Origin of the sequence: Streptococcus sp. HMSC074B11, from assembly GCF_001808705.1 — a bacterium.
GTDB lineage: Bacteria > Bacillota > Bacilli > Lactobacillales > Streptococcaceae > Streptococcus.
Genome location: NZ_KV794260.1, coordinates 195439 through 210375 on the forward strand (window position 1 = coordinate 195439; position 14937 = coordinate 210375).

At 41.4% G+C, this 14937-nt stretch carries 2 protein-coding genes; both read left to right on the forward strand.

Annotated features, from left to right (window positions below; genetic code table 11):
• Positions 1 to 129 precede the first annotated feature (129 nt).
• Positions 130 to 7080 (forward strand): SpGH101 family endo-alpha-N-acetylgalactosaminidase, encoded by a 6951-nt coding sequence (locus tag HMPREF2619_RS04100; RefSeq protein WP_083279587.1) that lies wholly within the window; start codon positions 130 to 132, stop codon positions 7078 to 7080.
• Between the two features lie 156 nt (positions 7081 to 7236).
• A partial coding sequence (locus HMPREF2619_RS04105; protein WP_070459230.1) for a beta-N-acetylglucosaminidase domain-containing protein occupies positions 7237 to 14937 on the forward strand: 7701 nt, incomplete at its 3' end.

Genomic DNA, 14937 nt, shown 5'->3' on the forward strand with positions numbered 1-14937 from the left:
TTTTGATATATTAAATTGGTATAGAAAAAATTATATGTTTATCCAGTAGAGTTTAAAAATTGAGGAGGATATTTTTTTAAAATAAAATGCAAACGCTTACTTGGTAAACTGAAAGGAACAAAAAAACCGATGGATAAAAGATTATTTGAAAAACGTTGCAAATATAGTATTCGAAAATTTTCACTAGGGGTTGCTTCTGTTATGATTGGTGCAGCTTTCTTTGGAACTAGCACTGTTCTCGCAGATTCTGCACAAACAGGTTCAACAGCGAATATGCCAGCTGATTTGGCGGCAGCTCTTGCCAATGCTAAAGAGGATGATGGGCATGACTTTGAAGCACCAAAACCAGGTGAAGATCAAGGCTCTCCTGAAGTAACTGAAGGACCAAAGACTGAAGAAGAATTGCTGGCAAAAGAAAAAGAAACTGCAACAAGCTCAGCAGCTTCAGATACTCTTCCTGAGGAACTACGTGGAAAACTTGATAAGGCTGAAGAAAATGGCCGCACTGCTTCAAAAGAAGAACTAGAAAAAGAAGATAAAAGCTTAGTCCCAGAAGATGTTGCTAAAACAAAAAATGGAGAATTAAACTACGGTGCGACTGTCGAAATTAAAAGCCCTGCTGGGCTCGGTAGTGGTATCGTTATCGGGGAAAATCTCGTTTTGTCTGTTTCTCATAACTTTATCAAAGATGTTCCGGATGGCAATAATCGTAAGGTAGCTGATAATGTTGAAAGTGATGAAGATGTTTACACAATTTCTTATCAAGGGGCACCAGACGTTAAATTCAGTAAAAATGATGTGAAACACTGGGATCGTGAAGGATTCCTCAAAGGGTATAAAAATGACCTGGCAATCGTTAAGCTTCGTACACCTCTCGCAAATGCGCCTGTTGAAGTGACTGATAAGCCTGCGACAACTAAGGTAGGAGATAAGGTCCATGTATTTGGTTATCCAACTGGAAAACTGTCTCCAATCTTAAATACTACAGTTGAAGACATCAATAATCACGGTGAGGGTGTTCGTGGGATCAGTTATCAAGGAAGTGAGCCTGGTGCAAGTGGTGGAGGAATTTTCGATGAAAATGGAAAATTGATTGGTATCCACCAAAATGGTGTTGTTGGAAGCCGCAGTGGAGGGATTCTCTTCTCACCAGCTCAGCTTGAATGGATTCAAAACTATATCAAGGGCATTGAAACAACAAAACCAGCAGGTCTAGATGCACTTGATAAACAAATTGAGGACAAGGACGAGAAACCAAAAGAAGATAAGCCGAAAGAAGAAAAACCAGCTGAGAACAAACCAGCAGAAAATAAACCAGCAGAAACTAAACCGGCTGAATCAAAAGAAGTGACTCCAGAATGGAAAACGGTTGAGAATAAAGACCAGCAGGGAACTGTAACGGTCCGTGAAGAAAATGGAGTTCGTTACAACCAACTAGCTTCAACTGCTCAAAATGACAATGGTAAGAAACCAGCCTTGTTTGAAAAAGATGGTTTGACAGTCGATGCTAATGGGAATGCTACCGTTGATTTGACCTTTAAAGAAGAATCTGAAACAGGTAAATCTCGCTTTGGTGTCTTCATGAAATTCAAAGACACTGATAACAACGTTTTTGTAGGTTATGACCAAGGCGGATGGTTCTGGGAATACAAGTCAAATGGAAGTGGACTTTGGTACCAAGGTGGACGTGTTGCAGCTCCAGTAAATGGTTCTGTTAACCACTTGACGGTCAGCCTTAAATCAGATGGACAACTCAATGCAACTAACAATGATGTCAAACTCTTTGACACAGTGACCTTGCCATCTGCAGTAAATGACAAACTCAAAGATGAGAAGAAAATTGTTCTTAAAGCTGGAACTTATAACAGTAGCGAACGAACAATTGTCAATGTCAAAACTGATGACCAAGAAGGTGTGAAAAACAATCAAGAAGCCGCTGAAAAAGAAAAGGGCGACACAGTAGATGATAGCAATGTCAAGTACGACACTATCGAATCTACAGTATTGAAAGCAGTCATTGACCAAGCCTTCCCACGTATTAAAGAATATGTCCTTAATGGCAACAAACTTCCAGGTCAAGTGCAACCAATTAATCAAGTGGTGATTAACAAGCACGCTGTGACTCCTGAGGTTACCTATAAAAAGGTCAACGCAACGACTGCCGAGTATGAAATGAAACTCCGTGATGAGAAAAATCTCATCAATGCAGATATGACTGTTCGTTTGCAAGTAGTGGACAACCAACTTCACTTTGATGTGACTAAGATTGTCAACCATAACCAAGTGACACCAGGACAAAAGATTGATGACGAACGTAAATTACTTTCTTCCATCAGCTTCCTAGGAAATGCCTTGGTATCTGTTTCTAGCGACCAAGCAGGAGCTAAGTTTGATGGGGCAACCATGTCAAACAACACTCACGTCAGTGGTGATGACCATATCGAAGTAACAAATCCAATGAAAGAATTAGCCAAAGGCTATATGTACGGATTTGTTTCAACAGATAAACTCGCTGCAGGTGTATGGAGTAACTCGCAAAATAGCTATGGTGGTGGTTCTTACGACTGGACACGTTTGACAGCTTATAAGAATACGATTGGCAATGCAAACTACGTGGAAATTCATAGCTCTGAATGGCAATGGGAAAAAGCCCACAATGGAGTTGTCTTCCCAGCATACACTCAAGAACTTCCAAGTGCAAAAGTTGTCATCACTGAAGATGCCAATGCTGACCATAAGGTTGACTGGCAAGATGGTGCCATCGCTTACCGTAGCATCATGAACAACCCTCAAGGTTGGGAAAAAGTTAAAGACATTACAGCTTACCGTATCGCTATGAACTTTGGTTCACAAGCGCAAAACCCATTCCTCATGACCTTGGATGGTATCAAGAAGATCAACCTCCACACCGATGGTCTTGGTCAAGGTGTACTTCTTAAGGGATACGGAAGTGAAGGACATGACTCTGGTCACTTGAACTACGCGGACATCGGTAAACGTATCGGTGGTGTTGAAGACTTTAAGACTCTTATTGAGAAAGCTAAGAAATATGGTGCCCACCTTGGTATCCACGTTAATGCTTCAGAAACCTATCCTGAGTCTAAATACTTTAATGAAGATATTCTTCGTAAAAATGCAGATGGTAGCTATAGCTACGGTTGGAACTGGCTTGACCAAGGTATCAACATTGATGCTGGTTATGACCTCGCTCATGGGCGTCTAGCTCGTTGGGAAGAGTTGAAGAAGGAATTGGGCGAAGGTCTAGACTTCATCTATGTCGACGTATGGGGTAATGGTCAATCAGGTGACAACGGTGCCTGGGCAACTCACGTTATTGCGAAAGAAATTAACAAACAGGGTTGGCGTTTTGCTATTGAGTGGGGCCATGGTGGTGAATATGATTCTACCTTCCAACACTGGGCAGCTGACTTGACCTACGGTGGCTATACAAATAAAGGTATTAACAGTGCCATCACTCGCTTTATCCGTAACCACCAAAAAGATTCTTGGGTTGGTGACTACAGAAGTTATGGTGGTGCAGCTGACTACCCACTTCTAGGCGGTTATAGCATGAAGGACTTTGAAGGATGGCAAGGACGAAGTGACTATAACGGTTATGTAACAAACTTGTTTGCTCATGACGTTATGACTAAGTACTTCCAACACTTCACAGTCAGCAAATGGGAAGATGGCAAACCAGTAACCATGACTGACAATGGTAGTACCTATAAATGGACTCCAGAAATGAAAGTCGAATTGGTTGATGCTGCAAATAACAAGGTTGTTGTAACTCGTAAATCTAATGATGTCAACAGTCCACAATATCGTGAACGAATTGTTACGCTTAACGATCGTGTGATTCAAGATGGTTCAGCCTACTTGACACCTTGGAACTGGGATGCAAATGGTAATAAGCTTGAAAGTGACAAGGAAAAAATGTACTACTTCAATACTGAAGCAGGTGCAACAACTTGGACACTTCCTAGCGACTGGGCAAATGGTAAGGTTTACCTTTATAAGCTAACTGACCAAGGTAAAACTGAGGAAAAAGAAGTTGCCGTGAAAGATGGTAAGATTACCCTTGACCTCACTGCAAATCAGCCATATGTTCTCTATCGTTCTAAACAAACAAATCCTGAAATGTCATGGAGTGAAGGAATGCATATCTATGACCAAGGATTTAACAGTGAATCTTTGGATCATTGGAAGATTTCGGGAGATGCTTCTAAGGCTGAAATCGTGAAGTCTCAAGGTGCAAACCAAATGCTCCGCATCCAAGGCAACAAAGAAAAAGTTAGTCTCACTCAAAAATTGACTGGCTTGAAGCCAAATACTAAATATGCAGTCTATGTCGGTGTAGACAACCGTAGTAATGCTAAAGCAAGTATTACCGTTAATACTGGTGAAAAAGAAGTAACCAACTACACCAACAAGTCACTCGCCCTCAACTATGTAAAAGCCTATGCTCACAATACTCGTCGAAGCAATGCAACAGTTGATAACACAAGTTATTTCCAAAACATGTATGCTTTCTTCACAACAGGTTCAGATGTATCAAATGTAACCTTGACCTTGAGTCGTGAAGCAGGCGATGAAGCAACTTACTTTGATGAAATTCGTACCTTTGAAAATGAATCAAATATGTACGGGGACGGTCACGATACTGCAACAGGCGTCTTCAAACAAGACTTTGAAAATGTTGGTCAAGGTATCTTCCCATTTGTTATCGGTGGTATCGAGGGTGTTGAAGATAACCGTACTCACTTGTCTGAAAAACATGGTCCATACACTCAACGTGATTGGAACGGCAAGAAAGTTGATGACGTTATCGAAGGAAATTGGTCACTCAAGACAAATGGTCTCGTAAGTCGTCGTAACTTGGTTTACCAAACAATTCCACAAAACTTCCGCTTTGAAGCAGGCAAGACCTACCGTATTACATTTGACTATGAAGCTGGATCTGACAGTACTTACGCCTTTGTAGTCGGTAAGGGAGAATTCCAATCTGGACAAGCAAGTAATTTGGAAATGCATGAATTGGCAAATACTTGGACAGATTCTAAGAAAGCGAAACGTGCAACCTTCCTCGTAACAGGTGCAGAAACTGGCGATACATGGGTAGGTATCTACTCTACAGGCAATGCAAGTAACACTCGCGGAGACTCAGGTGGTAATGCTAACTTCCGTGGGTACAATGACTTCATCATGGACAGACTTCAAATCGAAGAAATTGTCTTGACTGGTAAGATGATGACAGAAAATGCTGTCAAGAACTATCTTCCAACTGTTGCTATGACTAACTACACTAAAGAAACAATGGATGCTTTGAAAGAAGCTGTCTTCAACCTCAGTCAAGCAGATGATGATATCAGTGTAGAAGAAGCTAAGTCTGAAATTGCTAAGGTCAATGCTCTTAAAGATGCTTTAGTGATGAAGAAAACAGCTCTTGTAGCAGATGACTTTGCAAGTCTTTCGGCTCCTGCTCAGGCTGGTGAAGGTCTTGAAAATGCCTTTGATGGCAACGTGTCAAGTCTATGGCATACATCATGGAGCGGAGGAGATGTTGGCAAACCAGCAACCATGGTCTTGAAGGAACCAACTGAAATCACAGGCTTCCGTTATGTTCCACGTGGTTCAGGTTCAAATGGTAACTTGAGAGATGTTACTCTTGTAGTAACGGATGAAACAGGTAAGGAACATACCTTCAATGCAAGCAATTGGGCTAACAATAATAAACCAAAAGATATTGACTTTGGTAAGACTATCAAGGCTAAGAAGATTGTTCTAACTGGAACAAGAACCTACGGTGATACAGAAAACCAATATCAATCAGCTGCAGAATTGATCTTTGCTCGTCCTCAAGTTGCTGAAGCAGGTCTTGACACAAGTGCATATGAAGCAGCCTTGGCAAAAGCTCAAAAATTGACTGATAAGAGTAATCAAGAGGAAGTAGCAAGTGTTGTTGCCAGCATGAAATTTGCAACAGATAATCATCTCTTGACAAATAGAATGCTTGAGTACTTTGCAGATTATCTCGACCAATTGAAAGACCAAACACCTACTCCAACTCCAGATCCAGAACCAACTCCAGAACCTAAACCTGAAACTCCAACTTCAAGCAAGGGTGATGAAGCAGCACCAGTTGTTGACCTTCCAGAATTCACAGGTGGTGTAAATGGTGTTGAAGCCGCAATCCATGAAGTTCCAGAGTTTACTGGAGGTGTGAACGCAGCTGAAGCCGCTGTTCATGAAGTACCAGAATACAATGAAGTTGAGGGAACCGCAGGAAATGAAGTAGCTATCCACGAAGTTCCAGAATTTACTGGAGGTGTAAATGGAGCTGAAGCCGCTGTCCATGAAGTACCAGAGTATACAGGTGCGATTGGAACAGCAGGTGATCAAGCCGCACCTACTGTAGACAAACCAACTGAAGGTGTTCGTGTCTTGTCAGATAAGACTACAGGAGTTGTAGTTGCAGGACTAGCAAGAGATTTGGCTACAGATCTTAATCTTAAAGTTCAAAAAGTAACAGACCAAAGTCTACAAGGTGTGAAATTTGATGCTTATGCTCTTCATTTAGTTGATAAAGATAAGCATGAGGTTCAAGCGAAGGGTGTAGTGCTCGTTCGACTTCCAGTTTCTGGTGAAGTAGCTGGAGTATATTACACTGCATCAGGTGAGGCAGTAAGCTTTACAAATGGTCAAGGTACAGTTGAGTTTACAACTAGTCAGCTAGGACATTTTGCAGTAGTTTATAAACAAGTTTCTAAACCACAAACGCCATCAGTAGGAGAGCCAGGGCATAAACCACAAACTCCATTAACTGAGGAACCTGGAAGTCGAGTACAGACTCCATCAACAGAGAAACTGGATCATAAACTACAGGATGCTGCAGTACAAAAACTTGATCAGAAATCAGTTGATACTGCTAAACCAGAAATGAAGGAAGTAGCAGCTAAACAAGAAGCGAAGGATAAACTTCCAGAAACTGGTACTAGCAAGTCAGAGCATATCTTCTTCCTTGCCAGTCTCAGTCTAGCAATGTCTGCTCTATTTCTTGCAAAAAGAAAAGAAGATTAAAATTTAAAAAAGTTTTCATTAAAAGAGAGCTTAGACTCCACATTCATTGTCGTGGAGAAAAAGAAAACCCAGAGAGGACCCTCTAGGTCCTCTCTTTTTCTAAAGGGAAATGAGAGCGCTTACCACTCGTGAGCGTATGAAAGGAAATAGGAAAAAATGGGAAAACATTTTTTTGAGAAACGGTGTCATTACAGTATACGTAAATTTACAATCGGCGCAGCTTCTGTTATGATTGGTGCCAGTATCTTTGGAGCTGGTATGGTTCAAGCTGCTGAAACAGAAGGACCTGCAGAGACAGAAGGTACGGTAACACAAGCTCAGCCTCTGGATAAACTGCCAGCAGATATAGCAGCAGCTATTGAAAAAGCAGAAGCGAGTGCTGGAACTGTAGATGATCAACCTGCAGCGTCAGAAACTGAAGCAACTGCAGCTGAAACAACTACTCCAAAACCAACTGAAACTCCTGCTCCTAAGGAAGAAGTGGCTTCAAAACCAGCTACAAATCCAAAAGAGGAAGTAGCTTCTGAGGCGAAACCAGCTGCAAGTCCTGTGACTAAAGATGTAGTAGATACACCAGATGTCAATCATTTAGAAAAGGCGACTGCTACAGCATCAAACCATGAAGCCAACACACAATACACAGCAGAAAAGGCAATTGACGGAAAACCTGACACTCGCTGGGCTACTGACCAAAACGTTGAGAAACCAACAATCGAATTTACACTTGAAAAGACAACAGTGATTAAGCATGTTGAGATTGATTGGGACCGCCGCGTTCGTGGTGAACAAAATGATCCAAATATCAAATCATGGAACCTCTATTACGCTGGCCAGGATGATGTGAATGGATCAGGAGTTAAAGAATGGAAGTTGGCCTATCAAAGAACAGGGAATCCTCTTCTTGATGAAAAAATTGACTTGAAAGAAGCTATCCAAGCCAAGTACCTTAAACTTGAAATCACGGATTATCAAGCTGGTACAATGAACTGGAAAAATGTTGGGATTCAAGAAATTCGTGCCTACTCAAACATTCCAGACGCTAGCAAACCAACAGATATTCGCCAAGTGACAGAATTAGCTGTTGCTGAAGATGGGAAATCACTTGTTTTACCTAAATTACCAGGCCAAGTCAGCTTGATTGGTAGCAACAAACAGGGTGTTGTTGACCTAAATAACAAAATCTATAAACCCTTAACAGATCAAACTGTTAAGGTCATGGTCCAACAAGTCAAGGATACTCATACTTTCACAAAAGAATTTGAAGTAGTCATTAAAGGCTTGCATACAGACGAAGGTGTTGGCACTAAACCAGCAGTTGCTCCAGCAGTTCAACAATGGTATGGAACTGAAGGCAAAACTTCTATTACAGCTGATACCGTGATTTCAGTTGGCGATTCTGGATTTGGTCAAGAAGCTAAATTCTATCAGACTGACCTTGAAAGTCGTGGGCTAGAAATCGCTACAGGTGATCAAACAGCTCAAAAACGGATCGAATTTAAAAAGGTTGAAGACAAGGGCTATGGCAAGGAAGGCTATGGTATCACTGTTAAAGATGGAGTTATCACCGTAGAAGCTGCGACCAATGCAGGAGCATTTTATGCTACACGTACCCTTCTTCAAATGGGCGAAAATGATTTGCAAAATGGAGAAATCCGTGACTTCCCAAGCTTTAGTCACCGTGGCTTTATGCTAGATACAGGTCGTAAGTTTATCCCTTATGATACGCTTGTAGATATCATGCTCAACATGGCCTACTACAAGATGAACGACTTGCAGTTGCACTTGAATGATAACTATATCTTCTTAAAGGATCATTTAGCAGGGAAAAATCTTACTCCTCAAGAAGAACTAGACTATGTTCTTAAAAATGCTAAGACAGGCTTCCGTGTAGAAACTGATGTTGTCGGTGAAAATGGTGAAAAATTAACATCAAAAGAACATTACACCAAGGAAGAGATGCAAGAAATTATCAAGTTAGCTAAAGCTTTGCATATCAACCTTGTTCCTGAAATTGACACACCAGGTCACGCCCTTTCATTTGTTAAGGTCCGTCCAGACTTGATGTACAAGGGTCAACTTAGTGCGAGAAAACACAATGTAGAACGTGTAGCTATGTTGGACTTGGATAACAAGTACGAAGAAACGCTCGCTTTTGTCAAATCAGTCTATGATAAATTGCTCGATGGTGAAGATGCACCGCTTCATGGCGTTTCTACTGTTCATATCGGTACAGATGAGTACTATGGAAGTCCAGAAAGCTATCGTCGCTATGTCAATGATATGATCCAGTACATCAAAGGCAAAGGTCTAACACCGCGTATTTGGGGTTCGCTCTCTGCCAAACAAGGAACTACACCTGTTGATTGGAAAGATGTAGAAGTTGATATCTGGAGTATTGGTTGGCAACGACCAGCAGCGGCCATTGCTCAGGGTGCTAAGATTATCAATATCACAGATATTCCAACCTATAGTGTTCCAAGTGGAAGCAACAGTCAAGGTGGTTATGGGGATTATGCAAACTATGAAACTCAATACAACCGCTGGACACCAAATGACTTCTCAACAGGTGGAGGACCACGCCTAGAAGCCTCTAATCCAAATATCCTTGGTGGTGGTCATGCAGTTTGGAATGATAACATTGACCTCCATGAAACTGGACTTACTTCTTACGATATCTTTAAACGTTTCTTCAAGAGTATGCAGTCTACTGCAGAACGCACCTGGGGTTCAGATCGTGCAGCAAAGACCTATGCAGAACGTATTCAACCAGCAAGTGTTTATGCACCTCAATCTAATCCAGATAAGACCGTAACTGAAGAAGATTTGTTTAAGATAAATCCTGATACTGTTAAAGATTACCTTGCTAAGAAAGTGAAGACAAGTGAAAAAGGATTGAATTTCGATAAAGACAGTACAATCGAAGGTCTAGTTGGTGACGCAGGACCAAGTCATGTCTTGAAAATGGATGTTACTGTAACTGGTGACGGTGAACAGACCTTCTCAACAAGTGGCAATAATCAACTTTATCTTGCAGATAAGGATGGCTACCTTGCCTATACTTTTGAACAATTCCATATTCAATTCAACAAGAAACTTGAAAAGAACAAACGTTATCAAATCTCTGTTGTAACGAAACCACAATCTACAGAAGTTTATGTAGATGGTGAAAAGGTTGAACGGATTGCCAATCCAGCCAATCCACGTTTGGCTCATAATAGCTTAGTCTTACCACTTGAAACGATCGGTGGTTTCAAAGGAATCTTGCATAGTGCTGAGTTGTCAAATGAACCATTTGTAAATCCACGTTTGATTCCAAATGATCATTTTACAGTTTCTGCAACTAGTCAAGAATTACCAGGTACCAATGCAGAAGGTCCAGTAGAAAAAGCCTTCGACAATGATCCAAATACCTTCTGGCATTCAAAATGGTCTGGACATCAAGCACCATTCACAGTTGCTATGAACTTGAAAGCAAGTGAAAAAGTCAATGGTTTGACTTATCTTCCACGTCCAGGTGGTGGTAATGGTGTCGTGACATCTTATGAAATATATGCTCAAAAAGATGGTCAGATGGTTAAAGTTGCTTCAGGAACTTGGGAAAACAATGCCAAAGAGAAAACAGTGAACTTTGATGCAGTTGAAACGGATAAGGTAGAGTTAAAAGTTCTAGCAGGTGTTGCAGGATTTGGTAGTGCTGCAGAAATTCAACTTCTGAAACCAGTTTCTACTACCAATGCAGAAGAGCCAGTTAGTCCAGAGAAACCTGTGACTCCAGAAAAACCTAAAGTTGAAGAAGTAAGCGATGGTACAACTGAACTTGCGGATAACTTTGTAGCTACGAAACCTACAAGTGACGAGGCGGTTGCTGCAGCATCGAAAAGTCAAGATTACCTTAAGAAAGAGTACAAGGTCTTCCCAACGCCACAAAAAGTAACTTACGATGAAGGTGTTACAAAACTCCATAAACAAGTTAATCTTGTTATGGGGGATAATTTGGATATCTATACTCGTAACCGCTTGAAGAGTGTTTTACAAGATCATCAAATCTCATATACAAGCAGTCAATCAGCAGTGGCAGGTGCTACCAACATCTACCTTGGTGTTCATGGTCAAAATTCCCAGGCTGAAAAAGAAGTGTCTGGAATTTCTCAAGGACTCTTTGATAAGATTGATGCCTACGCCTTGTCAATCAAGAACAATACAATCTCTATCGTCGGTAAAGATACAGATGCTGTCTTCTACGGTTTGACAACTCTCAAACACATGCTTAATGAAAGTGAAGCTCCAGTCTTGCGTAACGTAACAGTTGAAGACTATGCTGAAATTAAGAACCGTGGCTTTATCGAAGGATACTATGGTAACCCTTGGAGCAATGCTGATCGTGCTGAGTTGATGCGTTATGGTGGTGACTTGAAGTTGACCCAATACTTCTTTGCACCAAAAGATGATCCATATCACAACAAGAAATGGCGTGAACTTTATCCAGAAGAAAAACTAGCTGAAATTCGTGAATTGGCGCGTGTCGGAAACCAAAACAAGACTCGTTATGTTTGGACCATCCACCCATTCATGAACAACCGTATCCGTTTTGGGAACGATGCTGACTACCAAAAAGATCTTGAAACTATTAAGGCTAAATTCACTCAATTGATGGATGTCGGTGTTCGTGAGTTCGGTATTTTGGCTGATGATGCTCCAAGTCCAGTTGGTGGCTACAATAGTTACAACCGCTTGATGAAGGACATGACAGATTGGTTGACTGAAAAACAAGCAACTTATGTTGGTCTTCGTAAGGAAATGATTTTTGTCCCAGGTCAGTATTGGGGTAATGGTCGTGAAGATGAGTTGAAATCACTCAACGAAAATCTTCCAACTTCAACTTCTATGACCCTTACTGGTGGTAAGATTTGGGGTGAAGTATCTGAAAGCTTCCTTTCAAACCTTAAGAATAATCTGACTGCAGGAGGTAAGACCTACCGCCCAGTTTCTCTATGGATTAACTGGCCTGTTACAGATAACTCTAAACAACACTTGATTTTGGGTGGCGGTGAGAAATTCCTTCATCCAAATGTGGACCCAAGTCTCCTATCAGGTATCATGTTGAACCCAATGCAACAATCTGAACCTTCTAAGATTGCCCTCTTCTCTGCAGCTCAATATGCATGGAAACAATGGAAGTCAGAAGAAGAAGCTAAGAAAGTAAATGATATCGCCTTCAACTTTGTTGAAACAGGTAAATTTACTGACAGTGAAACATCTGTTGCCTTCCGTGAGCTTGGTAAACATATGATCAACCAAAACATGGATGGTCGTGTTGTGAAATTGGAAGAGTCTGTTGAACTTGCACCAAAATTGGCGACCTTCATGTCTAAGTTGAAAGCTGGTCAAGATGTTGGTGCAGAGCGTGAAGGCTTGCGTGCAGAATTTGCTAAACTAAAAGCAGCAGCTCAACTTTATAAAGCATCTGGTGATGAAAAGATGCGTGCTCAAATCCACTACTGGTTGGATAATACTATTGACCAAATGGACGCCTTGAGTGCTCTTCTTGATGGTACAGAAGCTATCGAAAAGAACGATTCTGCAAAACTTTGGGATAGTTACTATAAGGGCTTGAAACTCTACGAACAATCACAAACTTATACCTTCCACTATGTAGACCATGATGAAAGAGCTGAGTTGGGTGTTCAACACATCCGTCCATTCTTACTTGGCCTTCGTGAAATCCTTGCAACAGAAGTTCAAAAAGCCTTGCATCCTGACCAAGTCATTAGTACCTTTATCACAAACCGTACAGGTGTCGAAGGTGGACTTGCTGAAGTGACTGACGGAGATTTAGGAACACATGCCCTTATCAAGTCACCAAATAGCATTCAAACTGGTGACTACATTGGCTTGAAATTTAATAAGGCTGTTTCAGTTCAAAACTTGACCTTTGCAATGGGAACTCAAGCAAATCCTCGTGATACCTTTAACAATGCTAAGGTTGAGTACCTCAATGAAAATGATGAGTGGGTAACACTTTCAGAACCAAGCTATACTGGTAATGAACCACTGCTCAAATTTGAAAACCTCAACATCAACGCTAAAGCTGTTCGCATGATTGCAACTTCAGATCGTGGGAACACTTGGTTTGCGGTAAGAGAAATTGCTGTTAACCGTCCTGTAGAAGTTGTTCGTAACAAACAGACAGCTACTGTGACAATCAGTCCAAATCTTATGTACAAGTACAACACAACAGTTGGACAGATTACAGATGGTCGTGATAATACTGAAGCCATGCTTGCAAATGCTGATCGAACAGACACAACTCCAGTAAATGGTTGGGTGCAACTTGACTTGGGTGAAGTCAAACCTGTGACCAAGGTTCGTCTGGTTCAAGGATCAGGAGATAAATTGGCGGAAGGTGTTCTTGAGTATTCTGCAGATGGTAGCTCATGGCAAGAGTTGGATCGCTTGACTGGTGAACAAACAAAAGAAATTGAAACTCCAATTTCAGCTCGCTACGTTCGTGTTCGCAATACTAAGAACATCAACCTATGGTGGCGTATCGCTGACTTCTCAGTTGAAACACGTGCAGGCAATAGCGAATTGACTGATACAAACGTTGAAAGCTTGAAGTCAACTCCAGTTTATGACAGTCTAGGCCGTTATGACCTGCAAATTCCAAACGGAACTAAGCTTCCAGCTAATAGCTACTTGGGTATGAAACTTGATCGTCTGCACCAAGCTGAAAGCATTCAAGCACTTGGTATTGAAAATCCATCCCTCAACTTGGAATACTCTCCAAATGCTCAAGAATGGTATCCAGCTGATCAAGTGACAGATAAGTCCTTGGTACGTTATGTTCGTTTGATTAATAAGACTGACCAAGAACAAGCAGTGACAGCGACATCACTACTCGTTCAGACAAAAGAAGTTCAACCAACAACACTTGATTCTACATCAATGGGAATCCACCCAACATACGGTCGAAATGACGTTCGTAAGATCAAGAACTTGGATCAATTATTCGATGGTGTTTACAATAACTTCGTAGAGTTTTCTGACTATGCTCGTAAAGATGGTCATATCACCTTGAAACTTGGTAGCGAACGTGACATCAAGAAGATTAGAGCTTACATCCAAGACGGCACTCAAAACTATCTCCGTGATGGTAAGATTCAAGTCAGTCAAGATGGTAAGACTTGGACAGATGTTGTGACAGTTGGTGACGGCCTTGCTAATGAAACACGTGATGATTCCTTGACAGATGGATGGACACATGATTCTAAGATGCCAGGAAATCGCTACATCGAGGGTGAACTTTCAAGCCCAGTTAAAGCCAACTATCTCCGTGTTCTATTTACAGCAGACTATGATGCTCGTTTTGTAGGCTTCACTGAGTTAGTGATCAATGATGGTGAATTCGTGAAACCAATCAATGACCCAACTGTAGAAGGAAACAGCGGTGAAAGCCAAGGCAACCTTTATACGAACCTCGTAGATGGCAAAGTCTTGACAAGCTATAAGGCTGAGAAAGAACAAGGTGAGCTTGTTTACCACTTGTCAGAACCAACAGACGCTAACCATATCCGACTTGTTTCAAGTCTTCCTCAAGGAGTGAAAGCTCGTGTGCTTGCTCGTACTCTGAAAGAAGATAAAGCAGATGCTTGGTCAGAACTAGGTGAAATTACCTCAAGCTTCCAAACATTTGCAGTGAGAGAAAAAGCGCCATTGTTGGATGTCAAAGTTGTTTGGGAAGGTGGCAAACCAGAGTTCTACGAAATGACGACCTTCCACCAAGAGCTTCCAGAAGAACCAGAGAAACCAGCTCCAACTACAAGTAAGGGTGACGAACCAGCACCAGTAGTAGAAGTC

Excerpts from the sequence above, each read along its gene's own strand:
- HMPREF2619_RS04100 (WP_083279587.1), top strand. The coding sequence starts at position 130 with ATGGATAAAAGATTATTTGAAAAACGTTGCAAATATAGTATTCGAAAA.